Genomic DNA, 24,986 nt, shown 5'->3' on the forward strand with positions numbered 1-24,986 from the left:
TTTGAGGAAAAGGACAGACACCATGTCAGAAACGCTTTCTTTGCCGGATACTCAGGTCGAGTATCGGGATTATCCGCTGGTTGCGGCGCAACCGGGGATCTGGATCGCCGACCAAATCGCGCTGCGGCGCAACGGCTTCGCGGTGGCGCACTACACCGAACTGCACGGCGCTATCGACCGCTCGGCGCTGGAGCGCGCGATCCGTCAGGGGCTGGCCGAAGCGGATACGGTTCAGGCGCAGTTCTTTGAGGCGCAGGACGGCCAGCCGGTGCAGCGTTTGCCGCTGAACGCCGATCCTGCGCGCGTGCAGGCGCCGGAGTGGTTCGATTTCAGCGCGCGGCCGGACGCCGAACAGGCGGCGCTGGCGCTGATGAACGACGATCTGGCGCAGGATCTGCCGGCGGACGGCGAGCGGCCGCTCTATCGCCATGCGGTGATCCGCGTCAGCGCCGATCGCTGGTTCTGGTATCAGCGCTTTCATCATTTGACCCTGGACGGCTTCAGCTTCGAAGCCATCACCCGTCGGATCGCCGATATTTATCGCGCGCTGCGCCACGGGCTGGCGCCGGCGGCCTCGCCGTTTACCCCGTTCGGCAAGGTGGTGGAAGAGTTTCAGCAATGGCAAACCTCGCCCGCACGTGAGCGGGCGGCCGAATTCTGGCGCCAGCATCTGCGCGATTTGCCGTCGCCGCTGTCATTATCGACGGAGAGTCGGGAGGTTGAGGCGGGCGCCCGGCCGCTCAAACAGGCGCTGGTGCTGCCTGAATCGCTGTTTGACGAAGCGCTGCGCGATGGCGCGCTGCAGTCGCTGCAGCCGGCCGATATCGTCACGGCGGCGCTGGCGCTGTACCTGGCGCGCATGAGCGGCGAAACCCGCTTCTCAATCGGTTTTCCTTTCATGCGCCGGATGGGATCGCAGGCGCTGGCGGCGGTCGGCCCGGTGGTCAACGTGCTGCCGCTGCTGCTGAACGTGACGCCGGAGATGTCGCTGGCGGATGTCTGCCTGGCCACCGTGGCGCAGATCAAGCAGGCGCGCCGCCATCAACGCTATGAGGCGGAGCAGATCAAACGCGATCTCGGCCTGGTCGGCGGCCATCAGGAACTGTACGGGCCGGTGGTCAACGTCAAGGTCTACCACAGCGCCTTGTCGTTCGACGGTCAGGCGGCCACCACCCATACGCTGGCGATGGGGCCGGTCGACGACCTGGAGTTCGAGATCGGTTTTCGAAGCGGCGTATTGACGCTGTCTTTGGTCGCCAACCCGGCCAAATACTCGCCGCGCACCTTGCAGCACCACGCGGAGCGCATCGGCCATTGGCTGCAGCAGTTGGCGCGGCAGCCGCACCAGCCGAACGGTCAACTGGCGTTGATCGGCGAGGGGGAACTCAGACAACTCGCGGCCTGGGGGCGCGGCGCTGAGCTGACACCGCCGGCGGGCATGGTTTCGATCATGGATGCGTTCCAGCGCCAGGTTGAGCGTCAGCCCGAGGCGTTGGCGGTGTCCTGCGGCGACGTGCGCCTCAGCTACCGGCAGCTCTCCGAACGGGTGATGCAGCTGGGGCGAGTGCTGATCGAAAGCGGCATCGGCGCCGAAGACGTGGTCGCCATCGGCATTCCGCGCTCGGTGGACACGCTGGTCGCGCTGTTCGGCGTGCTGGCCAGCGGCGCGGCCTATATGCCGCTCGATCTGGACTATCCGCGTGAACGTTTGGCGCTGATGTGCGACGACGCGCGGCCGCCGAGAGCGCGCCGATAACGGACGACGAACGGCGTGTGCCGCTGAACGAGGCGCATCTCGCCTACATGATTTACACCTCCGGTTCGACCGGCAAACCCAAGGGCGTGATGTCCACGCACCGCGGGCTGCTGAACCTGTTCCTGTCGCACCAGGCTTCTCTGTTCGGCCCGGCGATCGAAAAATTCGAGGCCCGCCACGCGCGCCGCTTGCGCGCCGGCCATACCGCCTCGTTCTCTTTCGATTCCTCCTGGGAACCGCTGTTCTGCATGATGATGGGCAGCGAACTGGTTATCTTCGATGAGGAGCTGCGCCGCGACCCCTGGGCGCTGCTGGAACAGACCCAGCAGACGCCGATCGATCTGCTGGACATCACGCCGTCGTTCTTCTCGCAACTGGTGGACTGCGGTCTGCTGAAAGGGCAGTTCCCGCTGCCGTCGTTCGTGATGATCGGCGGCGAGGCGGCGACGCCGACGCTGTGGAACCTGATGCAGCAGCATCCGGAGGTGGAGATCCACAACTATTACGGCCCGTCCGAATACACCGTCGATACCCTCGGCGCGCCGGTGACAGCCGCAGACCAGCCGGTGATCGGCCGTCCCCTCGCCAATACCTCAGTCTGGCTGCTCGACAGCCGCCTGCAGCCGGTGCCGATCGGCGCGGCGGGCGAGCTGTACATTTCCGGCAAGGGCATCGCGCGCGGTTACCTGCGCCGCCCGGATCTGACGGCGGCGCGCTTTGTCGCCAACCCGTTCGCCGAAGGCGAGGTGATGTACCGCAGCGGCGACCTGATGCGCTGGAGCGCGGAGGGCCAGCTGGTATTCATTGGCCGGACCGATCACCAAATCAAGGTGCGCGGCTTCCGCGTCGAGCTGGGTGAGGTGGAAAGCGCCTTGGCCGCCTTGCCGGACGTGGGGCGGGCGGTGGTGATCGCCGAACCGATCGGCGCCACCTATCGCCTGATTGGCTACTGCTCGGTGCAGGATGACGCGCGCCGCGCCTCGCCGGCACTGCAAAGCGAGCTGCTGGGGCAGTTGGCGCAGCGTCTGCCGGATTATATGGTGCCGGCGATCCTGGTGGTAATGCCGGAGCTGCCGCTGAACGTCAACGGCAAGATTGACCGCCAGGCGCTGCCCAAACCGCAGGAAACGCTGGCGCAAAGCATTCGCGAACCGGCCACCGAGCAGGAGAGGCTGATTTGCCGCGCGATGGCCCAACTGTTGGGAATGGAGCGCGTCGGCGCAGACGACGATTTCTTCGCGCTCGGCGGCGACAGCATCTCGGCGATGGGGCTGGGCACCGCCCTACGGCGCAAAGGCTATCTGCTGCGGCCGCGCGAGATCTTCGCGCTGCACACCCCCGCGCGCATGGCGCAGGCGATGCAGCCGCTGGCCGTTGGCTCTCAGACCGCACGCAGCGTGCGACAAGGCCCGATCGACGGGCTGCCGATCCTGCACTGGTTCGCCGAGACGGGCGATATGCATCGCCGCTTCGCGCACGGCGTTTTCCTGCGCGTGCCCGCCGAGCTGCAACCGGAACAGCTGCGTTATGCGTTGGCACAGCTGCGCGCGGCGCACCCGGCGCTGAGCGCCAGGATCCGCGACAGCCAGTTGGTGGTCGAGGAAGCCGCTACCGCTGAGTTCATGCAGGTTCAGGCCGTATCCGGCGAACTGGAGCTAGCGGCGGAACAGGCGTTTGATGCCGCACTCGAGCAGCTCGATCCGGCGGCCGGCGCCATGATGCAGGCGATCCTGTTGCAGCGTGACGGGCAGAGCCTGGGGCTGGTGCTGGCGATCCACCACCTGGTGGTTGACGGCGTTTCCTGGCGCATTCTGCTCGACGAGCTGCGGCAAGTGGCCGACAGCGCCATGCAGGGGCAGCCGATCACGCTGCCGCCGGAGGAAACCTCGCTCTATGAATGGTCCGCGCGTTTAAGGGCCGACGTCGAACGCCGCGAAGCCGAGCTGCCGTTCTGGCGGCAGATGCTGGCGGACGGCGTGCCGCGTTTGGGGCGGCGCGCGCTGGAACCGCAGACCGATCGCATCGCCTCGGTGAGCGAACGGCGCACGCTGCTCGACAGCCGGCTGACCGCCGCGCTGCTCGGCACATTGCCGCAGGAGTATCGCGCCCAGGTTGAAGAGATCATGCTGTGCGCGCTGGCTCAGGCCTGCCGCCGCCGTTTCCAGGCCGCTTCGCTGCGTTTCTCTCAGGAGTCGCACGGCCGCGCCGAACTGGACGACGGCCTCGATCTGGCCCGCACCGTCGGCTGGCTGACGGCGGAGTACCCGCTGCGCATCGAACTGCATGACGCCGAGCATAATGAGGCGGTGCGCGCGGTGAAACGGGCGACGCGCGCGGTGGCCGATCGCGGCGTCGGCTATGGCCAGCTGCGTTATCTGCATCCGCAGCGTGACGATCTGGCGGCGCTGGCGCAGCGCAACGCCCCGGAGATCTTGTTCAACTACCTTGGGCGTTTCAGCCAGGATGAGGCGCACTGGACGCCGCAGCGCAGCCAGACCCGCTTCCGCGACGCCTTCGCCGTGGCGCAGGATGCGCAGCAGGCGCTGTCTTACGGGCTGGAGGTGAATATCTTTGTCGAGGAGCGGCGCGACGGCGCCTGCCTGGCGATTAACTGGAGCTGGCTGGAGGCAATGTTCAGCGAGAGCGACATTGCGCAGCTGCACGGCGGCATCGAGCACGCCGTGCGTTCACTGTGCGAGTTTGCCGAACGGCATCCCGAACGCGCGGCGGCGACGTTGGTGGCGGCCGAAATCGCCCAGCCGGGCGTCGATGATGAAGCGGTGCGCGCCTGGGAGCGGGAGTGCGGGCCGTTAGCCGCGGCGCTGCCGCTGTTGCCGCTGCAACACGGCCTGCTGTTCCATGCGCAGACAGCGCAGCAGGGCGGCAGCTACAACTCGCTGACGCGCCTGAGCCTCTGCGGCGAACTGGACGCGCATCAACTTCAGCAGGCGCTGAATGCGGTGATCCGCCGCCATCCGCAGCTGGCCGCCCGATTCAACCGCGAGGGCGAGCCGCTGCAGCTGATCCCGCAGGAAAGCCATTGGCCGCTGGACAGCCACGCGCTGCCGCCGCTGACGGAAGAACAGGAGGCGCAGGCACTGCACCGGCTGGAGCAGCAGGAACTGCAGCGCGATCTGTTCAACCAGCCGGGCGCGATGCTGCATGCATTGCTGGTCAAACACGGGGATAGCGAACGCTACACGCTGTTCCTTAACGCGCATCACCTGATCGTCGACGGCTGGTCGACGCCGGTGGTGCTCAACGATCTGATGCTGGCCCTCCGTGAAGGCGAGCAGGCGTTGCCGCCGCTGCGTTCGAACTATGCCGATATCGTGCGCCGCCTGACCGCGCGGGATGCCGAAGCTTCGCGCCGCCTCTGGCGCCAGACGCTGCAGGACGTGCGGCCGACGTTGCTGTTCGGTGAGGCGCAGGACGATCGCGTACACGAGCTGGAGATGACGCTGCCGCCGGCCGAGGAAAGGCGCTTGCTGACCCTGTGTCGCGAACGCGGGTTGACGCTCAATACCGTGATGCAGGGCATTTGGGCATTGCAGTTGGCCAGCTGTTGCGGCCAGCAGGACGTGGTGTTCGGCTCGCCGGTTTCCGGCCGCTTTGGCCAGATAGAAGGGGTCGAGGAACACGTTGGCCTGTTCAGCAACACGCTGCCGGTGCGGGTACGTCTGCAGCACGATCGTTCGCTGACGGAACAGCTGACTGAGCTGCAGCACCGGCAGATTGAACTGCTGGAGCACGATGATTTGGGGTTGGGGGAAATTCAGCACCTGGCCGGGGCGGGCACGCTGTTCGATACGCTGTTGGTGGTGGAGAACTACCCGGACAACGACGCTCTGCTGGGCGGCGCAGGGTCGCTGCGCTGCGACGCCATCCGCAACAAAGGCTATACCCACTATCCGCTGACGCTGCTGGTGCTGCCGGGCGAACGTCTGCGCCTGCTGATGGAATACCGCGCCTCGGTGCCGCAGCCTGAGCGCTTCGCCGCGCGGCTGATGGCGCTGCTGCAACAGTGGATCGCCCAGCCGGATCTGCCGCTGCCGCGCTGGCAGTTGCAAACCCCGCAGGAGCAGGTGCTGATCGCGGCGGTCAACCGCACCGGGCAGGCGGTGGCGGACACCACCTTGCATCAGGCGATCGCCGATCAAGCGCGGCGCACGCCGGATCGCATCGCGCTGCAGGATGCCGGGCACAGCCTCAGCTACCGCGACATGCAGCGCCAGGCCGCGCTGTTGGCCGAGCGGCTGACGGCGGCCGGCATTCAGCCGGGGGATATCGTGGCGGTGGCGTTGCCGCGCTCCGTACGCCTCAGCCTGGCGCTGACGGCGATTGTGCAGACCGGCGCCGCCTGGCTGCCGCTGGACACCGGCTACCCGGACGAACGTCTGGCCTACATGGTGGAGGACGCCAAGCCTCGGCTGATTATCACCGAGAGCGCGTTGGATGCCCGCTTTGCCGCGCTGGCGCCGACGCTGCTGTTCGATGCGCTGGACGACAGCGGGCGTGAACCGCCTGCGCGCCTGCCGGCGGGGAACGGCGATTATCCCGCCTACGTGCTGTATACCTCCGGCTCTACCGGGCGGCCGAAAGGCGTGGTGGTGAACCACAGGGCGATCGTCAACCGCCTGTTCTGGATGCAGCACGAGTATGCGCTCGATGCGCAGGACGTGGTATTGCAGAAAACGCCGTGCAGCTTCGACGTTTCCGTCTGGGAATTCTTCTGGCCGCTGATGGTCGGCGCGCGCCTGGTGATGGCACCGCCGGAGGCGCATCGCGATCCGCAGGCGCTGACGACGTTGATCGACGACTATGGCGTGACCACGCTGCATTTCGTTCCGTCCATGTTGGCTATCTGGGTGGAGGCGCTGAACGAGCGGGCGCCACAGCGCGCCGCCGCCAGCCTGAAACGCGTGTTCTGCAGCGGTGAGGCGCTGTCGTGTGAACTGGCTTCCCGCTATCAGGCGTTGGTTACCGCGCCGCTGCACAACCTGTATGGCCCGACGGAGGCGGCGGTCGATGTCACCTACCAACCGGCGTCCGGCGCGGCATTGGCGGCGGTGAGCGGCGCCGGCGTGCCGATCGGCAAACCGGTCTGGAACACCCAGTTGAGCATTCTCGACGCGATGCTGCGGCCGGTGCCCGTCGGCTGCGCCGGCGATCTTTACCTGCGCGGCATTCAGCTGGCCGATGGCTATCTGCATCGGCCGGGGCTGACGGCGCAGCGGTTTGTCGCCGATCCCGCTGGCAACGGCGCGCGCATGTATCGCACCGGCGATATCGCCCGCTGGCTGGAAGACGGCAGCGTCGAGTATTTAGGGCGCAGCGACGATCAGCTGAAGATCCGCGGCCAGCGCATCGAGCTGGGGGAAATCGAGCAGGCGCTGCTGGCGCAGCCGGGGGTAGCGCAAGCGGCGGTGCACGCCATCGAGCTGGGCGAGGGCGCGACGGGGCTTGGCGGTGCCGATATGCGCCAGCTGGTCGCCTGGCTGATCGCCCAACCGGGCGTGACGCTGGATACCGCCGTGCTGCATCAGGCGCTGGAGCAGCGTTTGCCGGCGCACATGATGCCGGTCAGCTATGTCATGACCGACAGCTTCCCGCTCAGCGCCAGCGGCAAGCTGGATCGCAAGGCGTTGCCGCGGCCGCAGCTGAGCCACCAAAGTGGCCGCATGCCACAGAGCGACAGCGAACGCCTGCTGGCGGCGCTGTTCGGGGAACTGTTGGGGCGCGAGACGGTGTATGCCGACGACGACTTCTTCGCGCTGGGCGGCCATTCGCTGCTGGCGATGCGTCTGGCGGCGGAGCTGCGTCGCCGCGTGCCTCGGCCATTGAGCGTCGGGCAGATCATGTTCGCCCGCAGCCTGGAGAAGATGGCGCACCTGCTCGATGACGCGCAGGCGGCCAACTCGGCCGAGAGCCGCGGCGTCGGCGAATGCCTGCAGCTGCGGGCCGGCCAAGGCCCGGCGCTGTTCTGCCTGCACCCGGCTTCCGGTTTCGCCTGGCAGTACTCGGGGCTGAGCCGTTATCTGCCGGGCAGCTACCCCATCATCGGCCTGCAGTCGCCAAGACCGGACGGCGCCATCGCCACCTGTGAGGATATCGAGCAGATGGTCGATCGTCATCTCGCCAATCTGCGCCGCCTGCAGCCGCAGGGGCCTTACTACCTGCTGGGCTATTCGCTCGGCGGCACGCTGGCGCACTCGATGGCCGCGCGCCTGCAGCAGCAGGGCGAAGAGGTGGCGTTCCTCGGCATGCTGGATACCTATCCGCCGGAAGGCCAGGATTGGACCGGCCCCAGCGAGGAGGACGCGCAGAAAGAGGTGGCGCAGGAGCAGGCCGAGTTTATGGCGGAAGATCATGGCGATCCGGCGCTGATGGCGGAGAAGGCGGCAATGTTCGATAGCATCGTCGCCAACTACCGCGACGCGGTGCGCATTCTGTCCCAGGCGCGCAGCCAGCGTTTCCACGGCACGGCGACGCTGTTTGTCGCCGACCAGACGCTGCCGCCGGAGATGGACATCGACGCCGTGTGGGCGCCGTATCTGGATGGGCTGATCTGCCATCACCAGCGCTGCGAACACGCGGACATTCTGTCGCCGGCTTCGCTGGAGACGCTCGGGCCGCTGTTGCATTCGTTGCTGACGCGGCAATACGGGTTGGTATAACGCAACCGGGCCGGGGGGCGTGCGTCCCGGCCCGTACTAAAACATGATATGCAGGACACTATGGCCAGACCTTCTTTTTTTCTTGATTTCAGTTTGCTGAGAAGCAATGCGCATTTCCGCGCGATTTTCTGCGCCCGCATGCTGTCGGTGTTTTCCCTCGGCATGTTGGCGGTGGGGGTGCCGATTCAGATCCAGGCGATGACCGGCTCCACGTTGCAGGTGGGCGTGGCGGTGGCGCTGGACGGGGTGGGCATGTTTATCGGCCTGATGCTGGGCGGCGTGCTCGCCGATCGCTACGATCGCCGTAAGCTGATCCTGTTTGCGCGCGGCACCTGCGGGTTGGGCTTTGTCGCCCTGAGTCTGAACGCCTTCGCCCCGGCGCCTTCGCTGTGGGCGCTCTACCTGCTGGCGGCCTGGGACGGCTTCTTCGGGGCGCTGGGCATGACGGCGCTGATGGCGGTGATCCCGCTGCTGGTCGGGCGCGAAAACCTGGCGGCGGCGGGGGCCTTGAGCATGGTGACGGTGCGCATCGGCGCGATCCTGGCGCCGGCGCTGGGCGGGATTATCATCGTGTTCGGCGGCGTGGGGCTGGCGTTCGCCGTGGCCGCCGCCGGGACGCTGGGCACCCTTGTCCCACTGGTGCGCCTGCCGACGCTGTTGCCGCAGCAGCAGGAGCCGGAACACCCGCTGCGCGCGCTCGCCAGCGGCTTTCAGTTTGTCTGGCGCAATAAGGTGGTGGGGGCGGTGGTGCTGCTGGGGATGCTGATGAGCATCGTCGGCGCCGTCCGGGTGCTGTTCCCGGCGCTGGCGCAGGACGCTTACCACGTCGGCGCGTCCTCAATTGGCCTGATGTATTCCGCGGTGCCGCTCGGTGCGATGCTGGGCGCGCTGACCAGCGGCTGGGTGGGGCGTTTCTCTCGGCCCGGCGTGCTGATCCTGGTCGCCGCTATCGTCGCGTTTACCGCTATCGCTTCGCTGGGGCTATTCAGCCACCTGGCGCCGGCGCTGCTGGCGCTGGTGTGCTACGGCTACGCCAACGCCATCGCTTCGCTCTTGCAGTTCATGCTGATCCAGAGCAATACGCCGGATCATCTGCTGGGGCGGGTGAACAGCCTCGGCACCGCGCAGGACGTAACCGGCGATTCGATCGGCGCGCTGGGGCTCGGCGTACTGGGCAGGATCTTTACCCCGTTGATGAGCGTGCTGTCGTTTGGCGCATTCGCCGCTGTGCTCGGCGTGCTGGTGGCCTTCAGCGTGCGCACGCTGCGCCAGTGCCGGCCGGCGGACGCGTTGGTCGAGCACGATGAGCCCGCGCCGGCAACCTCGGCGGCAGCGGACAACTAACCCCTCACGGCACCGGCTGTTCCGGCCGGTGCTGTTCCCCCCAGTTGCACATCATGTCGATCACCGGGATCAGCGAACGCCCGCGTTCGGACAGGCTGTACTCCACCTTGGGCGGGATCTGCGGATATTCCTTTCTCACCACCAGGCGATCTTTTTCCAGCTCTTTCAGCGTCGAACTCAGCGTTTTGTAGGAAATGGTGCCGATGCAGCGCTGCAGCTCGTTGAACCGCAATACCGGCTTATACAACGCCAGCCAGTAGAGAATAATCATTTTATATTTGCCGTTGATCACCGACAGCGTATAGCCATAGCCGGTGTCTTCGAGGCTGATGCCCGTTGGGCTGCAGTGGGATTCAGCGGTCATTGGGTACTTTCTCCAGGGTAAGTATGTGTCGTGAGTGTGCGTATTTTACATTGTTCCAGCATAACCTATGATGCGCCGGTAGACACCTGACTGGAGAAATCGATATGAAAACCTTGGTGGTGGTGACCCATCCCGATATGGCGAACTCGGTGGTCAATAAACGCTGGCTGGAGGAGCTGCGGCGCTATCCGGAGCGGTATACCGTGCACGAACTGCATCAGGCCTACCCGGACTGGCAGATCGACGTCGCCCAAGAGCAGCGGCTGATCGAAGCCCATGACAACATCGTGCTGCAGTTCCCGATTTTCTGGTTCAGCAGCCCGCCGCTGCTGAAAAAATGGCTGGACGATGTGCTGACCTACGGCTGGGCCTACGGTTCTCGCAGCGGCTACAAGATGCAAAACAAGAAGCTGGCGTTGGCGGTCACGGCTGGGGTGCGCGCAGAGGATTATGCGCGCGACGGGCGCTATCGCTACTCGCTGGAGGAAATCTTCCGGCCGTTTGAAGTCACCGCCGGTTACGTGCGGGCCGACTATGCCTCGTTCTTCGCCTTTTACGGTAGGGAGGCCGCTTCGGACGGCACGGTGGAACCGCTGCAATCCCACGAATTGGATCGCAGCGCGCAAGGCTATCAGGCATTTCTCGCCGCCCTGAATTAACGGCACGCCCCGGATGCGCCAGGGCGTGCGCGTCCGGCTACTTGCTGGCGGTGATTGTCAGCATCTATCGTGCGTGCTGTGTGAACGAGCGTGCAGAATGAAAACAGAGTGGGGGAATTACATGAACAGGAAGCGGTCGGCCAGCGGAACCCCACGTTCGAGACGCGGTGGCAACGCGTCGTCGCGATCGTCAGGCTGAGCAGCCTGCGGCGCGGCGTCTTCGGCTTTTTCGATCATCAGCTCGCCGAGCAGGGCCAGAAAACGAGTGATCTTTTGCATATTCCCTCCGGGGCAATGATTAACCTGAAGAGGATAGTAATCGCCGCCTAACCGAATGGGAAAAACTTAAAACTCATATCCTAAGAACCGGATCGCATATCGCCTGACCGGGCGACGGTGGCCCATCGCCCGGTGAACCGCTTAGAAGGTGACGTTAACCTTGGCCCACAGGGTGCGGCCCGGTTCATTCACCGCGCTGTTGGCCGAGTACCCGAAGGCGCTGTTGCCCGCCAGGTTGAGGTGTTCGCTGTAGGTCTTGTTCAGGATGTTATCCAGACCGGCGCTCAGCTTGACGTTTTTATTCACCTTGTAGGCGGCGTTGGCGGAAAGCACGCCGAAGCCGGCGCTTTCGGCAAAGTCTTTGCCCACCACGTTGCCTTCGTTGATCGCCACGCGGTGTTGGCTGCTGACCAGACGCCACAGGCCGGTGCCGCTCCAGTCGCCGTACTCATAGGTCAGCCCCAGGCGCGCCTCCAGCGGCGGGATCTGCGGCAGCGGGCGGCCGTCGCTGGTGTTTTTGCCCCAGGAATAGGCCAGGCTGGCGTCGGTTTTCCAGTGCTCGCTCAGCTGATAACCCATGCCCATTTCGCCGCCCATGATGTTGGCGTTGACGTTATCGGCCTGGCTGAGGCGCGCGTTGTGCGGATCGTATTTGAACAGGATGAAATCATCGACGCGGCCTACATAAGCGGAGACCCAGCCGTTGAAGCGTTTGCCGTTGTACTGCGCGCCGATATCGAGCTGTGTGGTTTTCTCGCTCTTGACGCTGGAGAACGGATCCTTGCTGCCGTTCGGGCCAAGCTTCGGCGAGAACAGCTCCCAGTAATCCGGGAAGCGCTCGGTATAACCGACGCCGGCATACAGCATCAGCGGCAGGTCGGCCAGCGTATGCTCCAGGCGCATAAAGCCGCTCGGCAGGGTGTCCGAACGTTCCCCAGCGCTGCCGCTGCGGAAATTCTCCACCAGGGTGCGGTCGAGGCGCGCGCCGCCGATCAGTTTATCCTGTTCGCTGGTGGACCAGGTCAGTTCACTGAAGGCGCCGTAGCTGTTGAACTGGGCGTCTTTTTCCCAACTGCCGCGGTTCATGCTGCGGTGGGTGTTGGTTTGGGTGTCCAGGCCGCTTTCAAGCTTCACGTCCTGCCACTGCCAGGTGCCCATCACGCGGCCGCCGACGGTGCGGCGATCGAGCTGCATCGTCATGCCGGAGGACATCATGTGCCCGCCGTGGCCGCCCATCCCCATGCTCATGCCGCCATGCCCCCCGTGCCCAGCCATGCCGCCGCTGCCCGGCGATCGCAGGGTGACGTTGTCCATCACGTGGTTGGCGTAGTTGTAGTAGACCTGCGCTTCCAGCTTATCCAGCACGTCGCCGATGTTGGATTTCTCCACCCGCATGCCCAGGCTTTCGCGTTTGAACTGCGAACCGTCCATGCTGCGGCCGGCATAGCGCGCTTCGCCGTTGCCGCGGCCCATGGTCACTTCCAGCAGCGTGTCGGCGTCCGGCGTCCAGCCGAGTGCCAGATCGCCGTTCCACTTGTCCCAGCGCGATGGCACGCGCGTATTCGTGCCGTCCTGATAGTCGTTGGAACGGGATTTGTTGGCCATCACCCGCAGGTAGCCTTGTTCGGCGCCGAGGCTGGCGTCGATGTTCTCGTCCCAGCGGCCGTTGGAGCCGGTCAGCACGCTGGCGTTGCCCTTGATGCCCGGCTTGTCGAAGCGCGGGCGTTCACGCTCGAAGCGCACCGTGCCCGCCGACGATCCCGGCCCCCACAGCACCGTCTGCGGCCCCTTGGTAATGGTCAACAGATCGAAGCTTTCCGGCGAGATGTAAGAGGTCGGTGCATCCATCCGCGCTGGGCAGGCGCCCAGCATTTCCGAACCGTCGGTGAGGATCTTCAACCGAGAGCCGAACATGCCGCGGAACACCGGGTCGCCGTTGGTGCCGCCGTTGCGGATCTGCGAAAAGCCGGGGATGGTTTTCAGGTAGTCCGAACCGTCGCTGGCCGGCACCGGCTGGCGTGGGGTTTTCGGCGAGGTGACGATGGTCAGCGGGGAGTAGAGCGGCGCGGTGACGGTGATCACGTCGCCATCATTAACCTGTGCGCCGGCAGGGTGTTGATGCGCCTGCGCCGCGTGGCCGGCCAGCAGAAACAGCGGCATGGCGGTGGTAATGGCGCGGTTGACGGCGTTCTTTTTATAAGTCGGTTTAAACATCATCTTTCCTTAAGCTAACTTTTTCCGTGCTTGGCCGAGGGATTATTCAGGCGTGGGGCGGCCTGGCGAAAATCACCATCGGAAAATACGGGGGTTAATTCCATCAACCTGGAAATAACCGGATTAATAATGTCGTCTCGATGATTAACCGTTGGGCGAATTAATTCCGCCGGGTTGAAACGATCAACGGCAATACAGAGAACGGCAATGGGCTTATTGTTAAATCAGAGGAAAGAGATGGGGGGCGCGCGCGGCTGTAATTCGGTGTGAACAACGTGGGCAAACAGAGGGACGAGATAGTGGATCGGCGGCGGGCGCGAAGCCAGCGACTGGGACCAGAACAGCGGGCCGTGGCTCACGTCCAGCAGCGGCGCGTGCAACAACAGCACGCAATAGCCGCAGGCGCTGTCGTCCATCATCATCGCCATGTTGTGGTGGCCGCCGCCGTGCTGCATCAGCGGCTGTGAGGCTTTCTCAGGCTCAGGCGGCGGCGAGTGCATCCCGTGATGCATCGGCATATCCATGCCGCAATCCGCCATGACGGTCGCTCCAGCACTTCCGGCGCGCACATGCTCCAGGGATCGCGAGACCACCGGCGCAATGAACAACATCAGAATGGCAAACACCCCTAACCAGGCGGCGGCCCGATTTCGCGATGTAGAGGGCTGAATTAACGACACAATCAACCTAAAAAAAGGGTTAACACAGGGTAGGGAATTGTACTGGTTTATGTCGAAATGTTAAAACCTTTTATTTCTGGCCAACGATCTGTTGATGAAAATGAGATCAAAACAGTGATTCAAATTTAAGCGAAATTATATGCAAAGCGGCCAAGGGATACGCAGCCAGTTATAAATTCCAAAGATATGTCGAAAATGGAACCCGCAAAAATATACTCAATAACAAGGGCGTGCTAGGCTTTTATTCTTCGCTTGATAAGGGGAAACAACGATGGATTTGACCACTCAGGACGCACTGGACTGGCTTAATGACGGTATTGAAACGCTCAAAACCGGTGAGATCAACCGTTACAGTGCAGAGGGCTACGCGCGGGGGTATGAGCTCGGTTTTCTGTACGGAACCTTGCGCACCTTACTGGCCACGCAAAAAATTACCCGTGAAGAGTACGATAAGTTACACAGTACACTGAGCCATACCCGCCACGCTTGCATGCGAGAATGACAAGCTGGCTTTCACGCGGCGTTGCCTGCCGACAACGCCTTGAGCTTATTTCGATTTAACGCGCCAAACGGTGTTGCCGACGTCATCAGCAATCAGCAGGGCGCCGGTCTTGTCGACCGCCAATCCTACCGGTGCGCCATAGAGTTCCTTCTCGTCGTCGGAGACAAAGCCGGTGACCACCGCTTTGAGTTTGCCGACCGGCTTACCTTGCTCAAACGCCACGTAGCTGACCCGGTAGCCGTTCAGCGGCGAGCGATCCCAGCTGCCGTGTTCGCTGACGAAGGCGCCGCCGCGATACTCAGCCGGCAGAGCGTTCGCCGTGTAGAACAGCAGCCCCAGCGGCGCGACGTGGGAGCTGAGGGCGTAGTCCGGCTTGATGGCTTTCGCCACCAGATCCGGCCGCGCCGGCTGCACCCGCCGATCGACGTGCTGGCCGAAATAGCTGTAAGGCCAGCCGTAGAAGCCGCCGTCCTGCACCGAGGTCAGGTAGTCCGGCACCAGATCGGCGCCGATCTCGTCACGCTCGTTGACGATGGCCCATAGCTTGCCGCTGTGCGGTTCCCACTGCAGCCCGGTCGGATTGCGCAGGCCGCTGGCGAAGATGCGGCTGGCGCCGGAGGCGGTGTCCACTTCCAGCACGGCGGCGCGGCGGTACTCTACGGCCAGGCCGTTTTCGGTGATGTTGCTGTTTGAACCGACGCCGACATACAGCTTTTTACCGTCCGGGCTGGCCAGCAGGGCCTTGGTCCAATGATGGTTGATGGTGTCCGGCAGGTCGGCCAGCTCTTTACCCGCATCGCTGATGCGCGTTTCGCCCGGCTGATAGGCGTACTGCATGATGTTGCCGGTGTTGGCCACATACAGGGTGTTGCCAATCAGCTGGACGCCGAACGGTGAATCGAGCCCTTCGAGGAAGACATGCTTTTCCCAGCTGCCATCGGCGGTTGGGCGCAGCAGGGTAATCCGGTTGCCCCCTTTGCCGCCTTTACCGGACTGGCCCTTCACCAAACCGGCGATCATCTGCTTGGGCGTGCTCACCGCTTCGGTGCCCGGCCCGTTGGCTTCCACCACCAAAACATCGCCGTTGGGCAGGGTAAGCAGCTGGCGCGGGTGCAGCAAACCGTCCGCCACCTTATCGATTTTCAAGCCTTCAGCCACTTTCGGCATCTGATTTTGCTGCCAGCCGACGCCCTTTGGCACCTGCATCGGCGGCATCAGGAAGTCTTGCGCCGCCGGCAACGTCGGATCCGGCCCCATTTGTTGTTCCGGTGAAATGACGGCGCTGTTATCGCAGCCGGCCAGCGCCAGCACGGCCGAAAGCGCAATCGCGATCGATGATAGCTTCATGAAAACCTCCTTATTATTTTGCACGGGCACCCACGGCCAGCAGAATGTTGGCGAGGCTCAGCAGGGCGACCACGATCGCAGACAGCACCAGACCTTGCGGCACCACGGCATACGCATCCCGGCTATGCACGAAAGCGTTGATGATGGCGAGAACGATGGCCAGCAAGTTCAGCCAGAAATGGAGCTTGACCGATGGCCCCTGCAGCCGGCCGCTGCCGAACCACACCTGCACCAGGTTAATCAGACGAGGAATAATGGCAAAAATCAGGCCGATGGCGATCAGCCAGCTGGCACCGTTGACCCATTGAATATTCGCCGTGCAGGCATAGATAATGTCGAAAATCAGCGCAGCGGTGAAAAATCCGTAGGGTATCGGATTGAGCCATTCATAGACGGCCACCGCGACCGCTGAAGGCCTTGCTGTCGTTTGCGTGGTCATGCAGGTATCTCCATGAAAAATGATAGGTAAAAAAGGGCGTTGGCCCCTTAAAGCTTTGTTCAGATTCACCGATTTGAACAATTTTGATTCTCATTTTTAGCATGCGATGTTAAAACCGAAACCCTCACTGCGGCATTATCAATGGCTTACAACATCGGGAGGAGGGCATGAGTATAGAGCGCGTTCAGCGATTTCTGGCCGAGCACGCGCCGGAAACGGCGGTGACGGTGCTGGCAAAGAATACCGCTACGGTGGCGCTGGCGGCGGAAGCCTTTGGCGTGGAGAGCGGGCAGATCGCCAAGACGCTGTCGTTTCGCGTGAACGACGGCGTAGTGCTGTTGGTGATGGCGGGAACCGCCAGAATCGATAACAAGAAGTACAAACAATTCTTCGGCGTAAAGGCGCGCATGCTGCCGGCGGAGGAGGTGGAGGCGCTGACCGGCTATCCACCGGGCGGCGTTTGCCCCTTTGCCGCACCGGCAGCGGTAAGAATTTACTGCGATCGCAGCCTGTGCCGCTACGGTGAAGTGCTTCCGGCAGGCGGCAGCGATAACTCAGGCGTGAGAATTGCGCCACAACGCCTGGCCAGCATCACCGGAGCAGAGTGGATTGACGTGACGGGGTAACGTTAAGTGACCATGTCACAATTGCGTTATGTTAAATAGCGTGCATCAACTCGTGATTAACATGCTGTTTTAGCTGGAAAAATCACTAGTTCATCGGGTTATGGCACACCGCTTCGATATTGTGGCCATCCGGGCCGATCACAAATGCCGCATAGTAGTGGGCATGGTAATTGGGCCGTAAACCGGGCGCGCCATTGTCTATGCCGCCGGCATTTAGCGCGGCGTGGTAGAACGCATCGACCTGTTCACGGCTGCTTGCGGCAAATGCCAGGTGCAGATGCGCCGGTTTTTCATCGGTTTGAAACAGGCACAATGACACGTTACCCCGATCGTGACAAAGTTCGACGCCATAGCCGGGTTCGCCTTCGGCAACGATCTTTACGCCCAGCGGCGCGAGTGCATTGAGGAAAAACGCTTTACTAAGGGCAAAGTCGCTGACGCCAAATTTCACATGGTCAAACATGGGGAGGCTCCTGGAATGTGTCCCCATTCAGTATAGCCAACGCCGTGGTGGGCGCCGAAAACGATGAAAACGGACGCCAATGCGCATTTAGCGTACAAATAGTGCCCGTTGAAATGACGCGTTTTGGAGAAATCTGCAGTATCGTAGCAGCCACGTTTTGCCAGATTTTACGTAGCGCGATCAAAAAAGCAGGGGATTTTTACTCCTTATCGACGGAGATGCGCCATTGAAATCATGTCCGGTCATCATTATTGGAGCGGAAAATGACAGAGCGCATCATCACGGTCGAGCCTTATGATTCGCGTTATAAAGATGCAGCGCTGAAACTACGCGAGATATTGGCTGGCGTATTAACGGCAATTCATCATATCGGCAGTACAGCAGTGCCAAACCAACGATTGATATCTTGCTGAAGATTGAAAGCCTGGCGGCGTTGGATGGTGTGAATGACAAGATGCATGACATGAGATCTACGCCGCGTGGCGAGAACGGCATTACCGGCAGGCGTTGCTACAGCAAGTGAACAGGCGATCAGACAGTTGGCGTTCAGACATTATCTGCACAAGCATCATGGTGTTGCTGAGCAACACAAACACCAGACAGCAGAAGACCGGCGGGCTTATGGCCGGTTGAAAAACGAATTAGTTCAGCGGCATGAGCAGCCGGCACTGGCATGATTGGCCGCAGGAGAAAGCCCATAGATCAGGCCTGGACGGCAGAATCCACATATCATTATCTAGGTGCGCATAATGTATATTATGTTAAATTGAATTGCTGGATACGCACCAGGGTCATCCCTGAGCATCTTCTCTCCTCACCTGCAGCTTTATCCCTCCGACATCTGTCTTTCTGCCAGGCTTGTTGTCATTCCATTAGATCGGCTTTTAAACCAGGCTCAATCAGCAGTCGGCGTGCCTTGATGAAACCGCATCTGCCAACCCGCCTTGGCTGTCAGAAGCCAAATCGACGAACGCTCTGTGCAACGCGCGGCGTGGCCCTGCGCGTCACGCTGAAAACTTTTATACGTCAGCAATACGGCGCTATCACTGATTTGCGCCAGCTTAAAACCTTCGGCGAAAATCTGCGGATAATCCGTTTCCATCTCCAGCGCCGCAACGGTCTGGCGTTTGTCATAACGTAGGCCTGAGCGGCCAATCTCTTCAAAGTCTTCATGCAGCAATGCCGCGACACGCTTCGGATCGCAGCGCGTTGTTGGCTGGTGCAGTTCAACCTCAAGCGCCTGGATGTGGCTAAGCCACTCTGCAAAATGGGTCAAAATGCCCTCCTTTTTGATCGCGCTACGTGAAATCTGGAGGCAAGAAACTCCACAGTGTTCAGATTTAAGCTGATGTGATTCCTGCCGTAACGGTTGAAAATCAAACCTGATATTGCTTATTTTAAACCATTACTATAAATTAAACGCAATATCAATTTTTTGGCGAATGGAATCATGCCCGATCGGTCATTACTCTTTTTTTATAGTTTAGCCTTTGCTGCAGTAATTTATTTTATTGTTAAATTCAGGAAGGACATCACAAAAAAAGATGGGTTGATACATATAGCTTCATATCTAGTTATCGCCATTGCAATAATACTCTTGCTCAATTCAGATCTTTCTGTTACTAGCATTCTGATTGCCATGTTTTCTTTTCTTGCAGCAGGTTTTATTTTTTTATGCGTTGCCATTTTCCTCAAGGATGTATACTCAACGAAAAAGTATACATTAACTGCCATAAAGCGAATAAAAACGGAAAATTCAATTGATTTCAAAGGAATGCCAGAATTCAAAAGCGGCATTTTTTGCTATAAAAAAACATGGTATGCCATCTATTCACCCTCTTTGAATTTACTTGAAATAGGCGTTAATGCGTTTGATAGCCAACCTGAGTTTGGCAAAAAATTCACCGTACGAACGTTGTCTAGACGCGCTATTACATTCGTTCCGGAAGTAATTCCTGATAAAATCAATGATGACACTGAACTATTCGGCCAACTGGTAATATTTTGTGAGATATCTGAAAAAAATCAGATTATGGTGGAAAATTATATTGAAGCCATAAAAAATAGCTCTGCGACACCCTGGCTTATCTCTGTGCCAGATAAAACGCCATAATTTTAGCATAGCGGACATGGCGGAAATGTTATCCGCCATGCACTCAATCAGCGATCTGAATTTCGTCTTGCTTCACATGCGACCGCCGAACCCGCAATTCCCCGTGCCGCCAGGCGCCGTCTGCCGTGGCGCGATTGTCGATCAGGCGATTCAAGGCCTCTTCGACCAGCCGGTCAATGCGTTGGCTGTAGCTGGTCAGCGCCCAGTTGGCTGAGCCGGCCTCGTCGATATCATCGAAACCTACCACGGCCATCGCGGACGACGGCGCCGTTTGCCTGAGCGCTTCGAGCGCCCCCAGCGCCAACACGTCGTTCTCGCAGAACAGCGCCTCAACCCGTTCGTTTTCCGGCGTTGCCTGCAGGTATTCGCTCATCAGCTGGAAACCGCGTTGGCGATCGTAATGGCCGGCGGTGAGCACCCGATCCAACTGAAAGCCGGCGGCCATCAGTTTGTCGCGGTAACCTTCCATGCGCAGCAAATGGCTGCTTTGCGTGTCCGGCCCCTTCATGTAACCAAAGCGCCGATGGCCTTGCTCTATCAGCAGCGCGGCGATCTCTTCGCCGGCGCGGTAGCCGTCGATATTAACCACATCAATGTGTTCGCTTTCCGTATTGCGGCATACCTGCACCAGCGGTATCTGATGCAGATCTTGCGCGATCGCTGCCCACTCCTTGGTTAACACCGTCGCCAGGAACAAAATGCCGTCGACCTGCAGCTGATCGGCCATCGCCATCACCGCCCGGTAGTTTTCCCCGGCGGTGATGTTCAGCAGCAGCGCCATATAACCGCGGGTTTGCAGCTGTTTGGTCACCATATCGAGCATCATCATTGAATGCGGGTTCTTCATCTCGTCGATGGCCACGCCAATGATGTGCGTGCGTTTTTGCGACAGGCTGCGCGCCAGCAGATTTGGCCGATAGCCCAGCTCAGCCGCCGCCGCCAGCACGCTTTCACGCGCGCTGTCCGAGATCGAGGCGCCGGGCGTAAAGGCGCGCGATACCGTCCATTTAGAGACGCCGGCCTTTTCGGCGACGTCGCTGGCGGTGGCTTTGTGGTGTTTCATCATGGTTGCGTCGATCCCTGCTTCGGTGAAGTCAAACTATACCCTGCCCGCTCAGATCCCCTAAGCGCCCGCCGGCATTTCTGCTGCAATTATGTCCCGTTTATGCACCCGATTGCAAATCGTTATGCAACCGGGTGCAAAACGTAAACAGTTTGTGATCGCCAGCGCTGTTTTCACCTTTCCCCTGTTGACCAAATTTTATTCATGGCCGACATTCACGGTGGCATTCAGAGACGCATCGCCGTTTTGCCTCCTGCTTTGCACCCGGTTGCAAATACACTGTTTTTACACAACGCCTCTCTTCTCAACAGGAAACCGTAATGAAAAAAACCAGACTGTTGTTGATGTTAGCCTGCTCGCTGTTTGTGGTGACCGCCCAGGCCAAGACCTACCAGGTCGGCGTGGCGCTGGCCAACTTCGATCTCAACTTCGTTTCCATCCTGCGCAGCCAAATGGCGCGGGAACTGGCTGCGCAGCAGCTGCAAGGCCAGTTCGTCGATGCCAAAGGCGATGTCGCCCTGCAGGTGCAACAGGTGGACGATCTGATTAATCAGGGCGTGGACGCCATTATCCTCAACCCGGTTGATACGCAAGGCGTCCAGCCGATGATAGCGGCCGCCAAACGCGCCGCGATCCCCCTGATCTTCGTCAACCGCAAACCCGAAGTGCCGCTGAGCGGCGCGACGGCCTACGTCGGCTCCGATTCGGCGCTCAGCGGCCGCCTGCAGATAGAGGCTCTGGCGAAAAAAATGAATTACCGCGGCAACGTGGCGATCCTGATGGGCGCCCTCTCCAACGAAGAGACCCGCGAACGCACCCGCGCGGTTGAAGCGGTGATCGCCAAACACAAAGACCTCAAAGTGGTAGAGAAACAGACCGCAAAATGGCAGCGCAATGAAGCGGTCGATGTGGTTTCCGGCTGGTTGCTGAACGGCGTAGCGATCGATGCGATCGCCGCCAACAACGATGAGATGGCTATCGGCGCGATCATGGCGCTGAAGCAGGCCAAAAAGAGCGGCGTGCTGGTTGCCGGTATCGACGGCACGCCCGACGGCCTGCAATTTATCAAAACCGGCGACCTGGCGGTGACCATTTTCCAGGATGCCAAAGCCCAGGCGATCGGCGCGGTGCAAGTGACTCGCGCCCTGTTGGATCACGCCAAAACCGAGCCTTACAACTGGGTGCCTTACGCCACCGTAACGCGAGAAAACTACCCGCAATTTGCGCAGATGAACCAGAAATAAACCGTTGCCACTCTCTTTTTCAACCTATTTTGCACCCGAGTGCAAAGCCACAATATCAGGAGTCAGCATGTTAAATGGTGAAAGAAGCATCCCTCGCCCGCTGCGTTGGGCGATGATCGGCGGCGGCCGCCTCAGCCAGGTGGGCTACAAGCACCGTTCCGGCGCACTGCGCGACAACACCGCCTATCGGTTGGTTGCCGGCGCCTTTGATATCGACGCGGCGCGCGGACGCGAGTTTGGCGTCAACCTCGGCGTGCCCGCCGAACGCTGTTATGACGACTATCAACAGCTGCTGGATCAAGAAGCCGACCGCGAAGATGGCGCTGAGGTGGTGACCATCGCCACCCCTAACGGCACCCATTATGCAATCACGCGCGCCGCGCTGAATGCCGGCCTGCATGTCATCTGCGAAAAGCCGCTGTTCTTCACCACGGCGGAGGCGAGAGAAATCAAGGCGTTGGCGGCGGAGAAAGGCCTGATCGTCGGCGTAACCTACGGCTTCTCCGGCCATCCGCTGCTGATGCAGATGCGCGCCATGATCGCGAACGGCGACATCGGCGAAATACGCATGGTCGAATTGCAATACACCCACGGCTTCAATGCCAACGAAAGCGCAGACAAGTTCGAGGCGCAAAAGTGGCGCGTCGATCCGAAAATCGCCGGCCCCTCTTTTGTGCTGGGCGACATCTCCACCCACACCTTCTACATCTCGCAGCTGGTGATGCCCGATATGAAGATTGCCTCCCTGCTGTGCGATCGCCAGAGTTTTATTCCTTCCCGCGCCCCGCTGGAAGACAACGCCATGGTGCTGATGCACTACGAAAACGGCGCCGTCGGCCGCATGTGGGCCTCCGCCGTCAACGCCGGCGCGATGGACAGCCAAAGCATCCGCGTGGTCGGCTCGCTCGCCAGCCTGCAGTGGAGCGACGCTGCGCCCGGCGAATTGCGCTATGAGATCCAGGGGCGGCCCAACCAGATCCTGCACCATGGCATGCCCTATCTGGACGACAGCGCCCTAGCCGAAGAGCGGCTCGGCGCGCTGCACACCGAAGGCCTGGCCGAATCCTGGGCCAATATCTACCTCAAGTTCGCCATCGCCATCAGCGCCAGCCAGCGCGGCGATCGGCAGACGCTGGCCACGCTGATCTACCCGGATATCGACGCCGGGCTGGAAGGCGTGCGCTGGATTGAAAACTGCGTTCGTTCCGCCGACAACGGCGCCACCTGGGTTAATTACCAATAAGGAAAGCACCATGAAACTTTCATTCTGTACCGACAGCCTGGGTCATTTACCCTTCGAGCAGATGCTGGATCGGCTGCTGGAGCTGGGGGTGCGCGGCGTGGAAATGACCACCGGCGGCTGGTCTCCGGCGCCCCATCTGGATGCCGACGATCTGCTGGCCAACCCCGCCAAACGCCGGCAGCTGCTGCAGGCGCTGGCCAGCCGCGGCATGGAGATCGCCGCGCTCAACGTCTCCGGCAATCCGCTCGATCCCGGCGAACTGGGGCAACGCCATCAGCGCCAAACCGACAATACGCTGGAGCTGGCCGGGCTGCTGGGGGTGAAAAAGATCGTTATGATGAGCGGCCTGCCCCCGGCCAGCCCGCATGACACCATCCCCAACTGGATCACCTATACCGTCAGTTGGCCGCCCACGGTGAAAAACTGCCTGGACTATCAATGGAATGACGTGGCGATCCCCTATTGGCAGGCGTTGGTCGCCCGAGCCAAAGCGTGCGGCGTCGAGCGCTTTGCGCTGGAAAACTTCAGCGCCATGCTGGTGTGGAACCCGGAAACGCTGTTCCGGCTGCGCGAGGCCGTTGGCCCGATGGTGGGCCTGAACCTCGATCCCAGTCACTTGCTCTGGATGGGGGCAGATCCCATCGCAGTGGCCCGCGCCCTTGGCCCCGCCATTCACCATGTGCATGGCAAAGACGTGCGCCTTGAGCGCGGCGTCGTCGAGGTTAACGGGCTGCTGGAGACCAAACCGATAGATGACGTGGCCGGCCGCGCCTGGAACTATGTCGCCGTCGGCTGCGGGCGGGATCTGCAGTGGTGGAAGGAGTTCTTCTCGGTGGTGCGCATGATGGGCTACAACGACTGGGTGTCGCTGGAAATGGAAGACCTGACCATGTCGGTTGATGCCGGCATCGTTTCTTCCGTTCAGGCGCTGCAGCAATCGATTAGCCAATAACACCCTGCGCGGCGGCCATGACCGCTGCGCCTCTTTCTCACCACAAACACGGGGATTAACCATCCCCGTGTCCTTGGTTCGATTAGATGTTTTAGCTATTGTGACCGTCTCTTGCGTGCCAGATATGGTCATAGGATGATTCCAGAATAACGCTTATGCTGTCCATTTTCGCCGGCCACTTCAGACTGGCTGGCAAAGCCGGTTCAGAACGGCCCATCTGCGGAAAAATCTTCTCAGGCAGTTCGGCAATCGGCCGGTACATTCCCACCACCTCACCAATAATTACCAGGGCTGGTGATTCGACCTGCTCCTCTGCAACGATCTTTCCTAATGCATCCAGAGTGCCCACCAGCACGCGCTGCTGTGGCTGAGTGCCGCGTTCAATCACCGCCACGGGCGTTGAGCCGGGTAAGCCATGGGCAATCAAGCGCTGGCTGATAACAGGGCTGTTGGCAATCCCCATATAGAAGACCAGCGTCTGGCGCGCGGCGGCCAGTACGGACCAGTCAACGTCCGGTTCCCCTTCCGGGCCATGTCCGGTGACAAACCTGACGGACTGTGCCAGGTTTCGGTGCGTCAGCGGGATCCCGCTGGCTGCGGCACAGCCCATTGCCGCCGTGATACCTGGCACAACATTGCACACAATCCCCTTCTGCTGGCAGCAGGCCATTTCTTCCCCACCCCGGCCAAAGATGAACGGGTCGCCGCCCTTCAAGCGCACTACACGGTGCCCCGCCAGCGCCAGATCAACCAGCAACATATTGATTTCATGCTGTTCAAGGCGATGATTGCGCGGGGATTTGCCGACATCGATCCGCAGTGCAGTGTCCGGCGTCAGCGCCAGCACCGCATCGGACACCAGCCGGTCAAAGACCACGACATCGGCCTGCCGGATAACGCGCAGGGCTTTCAGGGTAAGCAGTTCAGTATCACCCGGCCCTGCGCCCACCAGCCAGACGTCACCCCGGCGCACCGGGCTGCGTTGGTCTGCCAGGGCCATAATCTGCGCTATCGGCAACAT

19 protein-coding genes and 1 pseudogene are annotated in these 24,986 nt (G+C 61.1%); 10 read left to right on the top strand and 10 right to left on the bottom strand.

The genetic code is table 11. The features are described from left to right. The first annotated feature begins 22 nt into the window (after positions 1-22). Together ACF8MC_RS03635 and entS are read left to right on the top strand one after the other, a co-directional pair. Positions 23-8,433: pseudogene (locus tag ACF8MC_RS03635) on the top strand (amino acid adenylation domain-containing protein). Between the two features lie 60 nt (positions 8,434-8,493). Beyond that, positions 8,494-9,777, top strand: coding sequence for an enterobactin transporter EntS (gene entS, locus ACF8MC_RS03640; protein WP_164104955.1), 1,284 nt, complete (start codon positions 8,494-8,496; stop codon positions 9,775-9,777). A gap of 4 nt (positions 9,778-9,781) precedes the next feature. On the opposite strand, the gene ACF8MC_RS03645 is transcribed toward entS, so the two are convergent. Continuing rightward, positions 9,782-10,141, bottom strand: coding sequence for a helix-turn-helix domain-containing protein (locus ACF8MC_RS03645; RefSeq protein ID WP_025302868.1), 360 nt, complete (start codon positions 10,139-10,141; stop codon positions 9,782-9,784). A gap of 104 nt (positions 10,142-10,245) precedes the next feature. Here ACF8MC_RS03645 and ACF8MC_RS03650 point away from each other — a divergent pair, with 104 nt between their 5' ends. Next, positions 10,246-10,800: an NAD(P)H-dependent oxidoreductase gene (locus tag ACF8MC_RS03650; RefSeq protein WP_033634565.1), complete on the top strand. Its 555-nt coding sequence runs from the start codon at positions 10,246-10,248 to the stop codon at positions 10,798-10,800. Between the two features lie 117 nt (positions 10,801-10,917). On the opposite strand, the gene ACF8MC_RS03655 is transcribed toward ACF8MC_RS03650, so the two are convergent. The 3 genes from ACF8MC_RS03655 to ACF8MC_RS03665 all read right to left on the bottom strand — a co-directional run bounded on the left by ACF8MC_RS03655 (position 10,918) and on the right by ACF8MC_RS03665 (position 13,904). Then, positions 10,918-11,079: a hypothetical protein gene (locus ACF8MC_RS03655; RefSeq protein WP_016927696.1), complete on the bottom strand. Its 162-nt coding sequence runs from the start codon at positions 11,077-11,079 to the stop codon at positions 10,918-10,920. A gap of 141 nt (positions 11,080-11,220) precedes the next feature. Next, a complete protein-coding gene (locus tag ACF8MC_RS03660; protein WP_041035138.1) occupies positions 11,221-13,293 on the bottom strand; it encodes a TonB-dependent copper receptor in 2,073 nt (690 codons plus the stop codon). A 224-nt stretch (positions 13,294-13,517) separates the two neighbouring features. Further along, positions 13,518-13,904, bottom strand: coding sequence for a DUF2946 domain-containing protein (locus tag ACF8MC_RS03665; RefSeq protein WP_230122172.1), 387 nt, complete (start codon positions 13,902-13,904; stop codon positions 13,518-13,520). A 340-nt stretch (positions 13,905-14,244) separates the two neighbouring features. On the opposite strand from ACF8MC_RS03665, the gene ACF8MC_RS03670 reads away from it, so the two are divergent. After that, positions 14,245-14,475 carry a hypothetical protein gene (locus tag ACF8MC_RS03670; RefSeq protein WP_033653148.1) on the top strand — a complete coding sequence of 77 codons (231 nt, stop codon included), beginning with the start codon at positions 14,245-14,247 and terminating at the stop codon, positions 14,473-14,475. A gap of 45 nt (positions 14,476-14,520) precedes the next feature. On the opposite strand, the gene ACF8MC_RS03675 is transcribed toward ACF8MC_RS03670, so the two are convergent. Both ACF8MC_RS03675 and ACF8MC_RS03680 read right to left on the bottom strand, forming a co-directional pair. After that, positions 14,521-15,822 carry a sorbosone dehydrogenase family protein gene (locus ACF8MC_RS03675; protein WP_041035136.1) on the bottom strand — a complete coding sequence of 434 codons (1,302 nt, stop codon included), beginning with the start codon at positions 15,820-15,822 and terminating at the stop codon, positions 14,521-14,523. A 13-nt stretch (positions 15,823-15,835) separates the two neighbouring features. Further along, complete coding sequence (locus ACF8MC_RS03680) at positions 15,836-16,261, bottom strand: DUF2231 domain-containing protein (protein ID WP_033648337.1); 426 nt, start codon at positions 16,259-16,261, stop codon at positions 15,836-15,838. Positions 16,262-16,428: 167 nt separating this feature from the next. Here ACF8MC_RS03680 and ACF8MC_RS03685 point away from each other — a divergent pair, with 167 nt between their 5' ends. Next, positions 16,429-16,887: a YbaK/EbsC family protein gene (locus ACF8MC_RS03685; protein ID WP_033653150.1), complete on the top strand. Its 459-nt coding sequence runs from the start codon at positions 16,429-16,431 to the stop codon at positions 16,885-16,887. An 85-nt stretch (positions 16,888-16,972) separates the two neighbouring features. Here ACF8MC_RS03685 and ACF8MC_RS03690 read toward each other — a convergent pair whose 3' ends face one another. Beyond that, positions 16,973-17,350 carry a VOC family protein gene (locus ACF8MC_RS03690; protein ID WP_126191668.1) on the bottom strand — a complete coding sequence of 126 codons (378 nt, stop codon included), beginning with the start codon at positions 17,348-17,350 and terminating at the stop codon, positions 16,973-16,975. A gap of 263 nt (positions 17,351-17,613) precedes the next feature. Between ACF8MC_RS03690 and ACF8MC_RS03695 the strand changes: the two genes are divergently transcribed. Beyond that, positions 17,614-17,763 (top strand): GrpB family protein, encoded by a 150-nt coding sequence (locus ACF8MC_RS03695; RefSeq protein ID WP_164104954.1) that lies wholly within the window; start codon positions 17,614-17,616, stop codon positions 17,761-17,763. 482 nt (positions 17,764-18,245) lie between these two features. On the opposite strand, the gene ACF8MC_RS03700 is transcribed toward ACF8MC_RS03695, so the two are convergent. Continuing rightward, the gene (locus ACF8MC_RS03700) at positions 18,246-18,626 is read right to left on the bottom strand and encodes a DUF4440 domain-containing protein (RefSeq protein ID WP_041035130.1); all 381 of its coding nucleotides are present in this window, start codon (positions 18,624-18,626) and stop codon (positions 18,246-18,248) included. Between the two features lie 174 nt (positions 18,627-18,800). Between ACF8MC_RS03700 and ACF8MC_RS03705 the strand changes: the two genes are divergently transcribed. Then, positions 18,801-19,463 (top strand): hypothetical protein, encoded by a 663-nt coding sequence (locus ACF8MC_RS03705; protein WP_164104952.1) that lies wholly within the window; start codon positions 18,801-18,803, stop codon positions 19,461-19,463. Between the two features lie 43 nt (positions 19,464-19,506). Here ACF8MC_RS03705 and ACF8MC_RS03710 read toward each other — a convergent pair whose 3' ends face one another. After that, positions 19,507-20,529, bottom strand: a complete 1,023-nt coding sequence (locus ACF8MC_RS03710; protein ID WP_060436326.1) for a LacI family DNA-binding transcriptional regulator — start codon at positions 20,527-20,529, stop codon at positions 19,507-19,509. Between the two features lie 317 nt (positions 20,530-20,846). Between ACF8MC_RS03710 and ACF8MC_RS03715 the strand changes: the two genes are divergently transcribed. From ACF8MC_RS03715 to ACF8MC_RS03725, 3 genes are all read left to right on the top strand, one after another. Next, positions 20,847-21,770 carry a substrate-binding domain-containing protein gene (locus tag ACF8MC_RS03715; protein ID WP_164104951.1) on the top strand — a complete coding sequence of 308 codons (924 nt, stop codon included), beginning with the start codon at positions 20,847-20,849 and terminating at the stop codon, positions 21,768-21,770. 67 nt (positions 21,771-21,837) lie between these two features. Further along, positions 21,838-23,013, top strand: a complete 1,176-nt coding sequence (locus ACF8MC_RS03720) for a Gfo/Idh/MocA family protein (RefSeq protein WP_164104950.1) — start codon at positions 21,838-21,840, stop codon at positions 23,011-23,013. Positions 23,014-23,023: 10 nt separating this feature from the next. Next, the gene (locus tag ACF8MC_RS03725) at positions 23,024-23,965 is read left to right on the top strand and encodes a sugar phosphate isomerase/epimerase (RefSeq protein ID WP_049196960.1); all 942 of its coding nucleotides are present in this window, start codon (positions 23,024-23,026) and stop codon (positions 23,963-23,965) included. Positions 23,966-24,056: 91 nt separating this feature from the next. Here ACF8MC_RS03725 and cobA read toward each other — a convergent pair whose 3' ends face one another. Beyond that, complete coding sequence (gene cobA, locus ACF8MC_RS03730) at positions 24,057-24,986, bottom strand: uroporphyrinogen-III C-methyltransferase (RefSeq protein WP_204350880.1); 930 nt, start codon at positions 24,984-24,986, stop codon at positions 24,057-24,059.

This window comes from Serratia sp. LACPHL-BACT-2024-00286, from assembly GCF_043109535.1.
Lineage (GTDB): Bacteria > Pseudomonadota > Gammaproteobacteria > Enterobacterales > Enterobacteriaceae > Serratia > Serratia sarumanii.

What these genes read in the sequence shown, in the direction of transcription:
- entS (WP_164104955.1), top strand. Translation starts at nt 8,494, where the DNA reads ATGGCCAGACCTTCTTTTTTTCTTGATTTCAGTTTGCTGAGAAGCAAT.
- ACF8MC_RS03645 (WP_025302868.1), bottom strand. Translation starts at nt 10,141, where the DNA reads ATGACCGCTGAATCCCACTGCAGCCCAACGGGCATCAGCCTCGAAGAC.
- ACF8MC_RS03650 (WP_033634565.1), top strand. Translation starts at nt 10,246, where the DNA reads ATGAAAACCTTGGTGGTGGTGACCCATCCCGATATGGCGAACTCGGTG.
- ACF8MC_RS03655 (WP_016927696.1), bottom strand. Translation starts at nt 11,079, where the DNA reads ATGCAAAAGATCACTCGTTTTCTGGCCCTGCTCGGCGAGCTGATGATC.
- ACF8MC_RS03660 (WP_041035138.1), bottom strand. Translation starts at nt 13,293, where the DNA reads ATGTTTAAACCGACTTATAAAAAGAACGCCGTCAACCGCGCCATTACC.
- ACF8MC_RS03665 (WP_230122172.1), bottom strand. Translation starts at nt 13,904, where the DNA reads ATGTTGTTCATTGCGCCGGTGGTCTCGCGATCCCTGGAGCATGTGCGC.
- ACF8MC_RS03670 (WP_033653148.1), top strand. Translation starts at nt 14,245, where the DNA reads ATGGATTTGACCACTCAGGACGCACTGGACTGGCTTAATGACGGTATT.
- ACF8MC_RS03675 (WP_041035136.1), bottom strand. Translation starts at nt 15,822, where the DNA reads ATGAAGCTATCATCGATCGCGATTGCGCTTTCGGCCGTGCTGGCGCTG.
- ACF8MC_RS03680 (WP_033648337.1), bottom strand. Translation starts at nt 16,261, where the DNA reads ATGACCACGCAAACGACAGCAAGGCCTTCAGCGGTCGCGGTGGCCGTC.
- ACF8MC_RS03685 (WP_033653150.1), top strand. Translation starts at nt 16,429, where the DNA reads ATGAGTATAGAGCGCGTTCAGCGATTTCTGGCCGAGCACGCGCCGGAA.
- ACF8MC_RS03690 (WP_126191668.1), bottom strand. Translation starts at nt 17,350, where the DNA reads ATGTTTGACCATGTGAAATTTGGCGTCAGCGACTTTGCCCTTAGTAAA.
- ACF8MC_RS03695 (WP_164104954.1), top strand. Translation starts at nt 17,614, where the DNA reads ATGACAGAGCGCATCATCACGGTCGAGCCTTATGATTCGCGTTATAAA.
- ACF8MC_RS03705 (WP_164104952.1), top strand. Translation starts at nt 18,801, where the DNA reads ATGCCCGATCGGTCATTACTCTTTTTTTATAGTTTAGCCTTTGCTGCA.
- ACF8MC_RS03710 (WP_060436326.1), bottom strand. Translation starts at nt 20,529, where the DNA reads ATGATGAAACACCACAAAGCCACCGCCAGCGACGTCGCCGAAAAGGCC.
- ACF8MC_RS03715 (WP_164104951.1), top strand. Translation starts at nt 20,847, where the DNA reads ATGAAAAAAACCAGACTGTTGTTGATGTTAGCCTGCTCGCTGTTTGTG.
- ACF8MC_RS03720 (WP_164104950.1), top strand. Translation starts at nt 21,838, where the DNA reads ATGTTAAATGGTGAAAGAAGCATCCCTCGCCCGCTGCGTTGGGCGATG.
- ACF8MC_RS03725 (WP_049196960.1), top strand. Translation starts at nt 23,024, where the DNA reads ATGAAACTTTCATTCTGTACCGACAGCCTGGGTCATTTACCCTTCGAG.
- cobA (WP_204350880.1), bottom strand. Translation starts at nt 24,986, where the DNA reads ATGTTGCCGATAGCGCAGATTATGGCCCTGGCAGACCAACGCAGCCCG.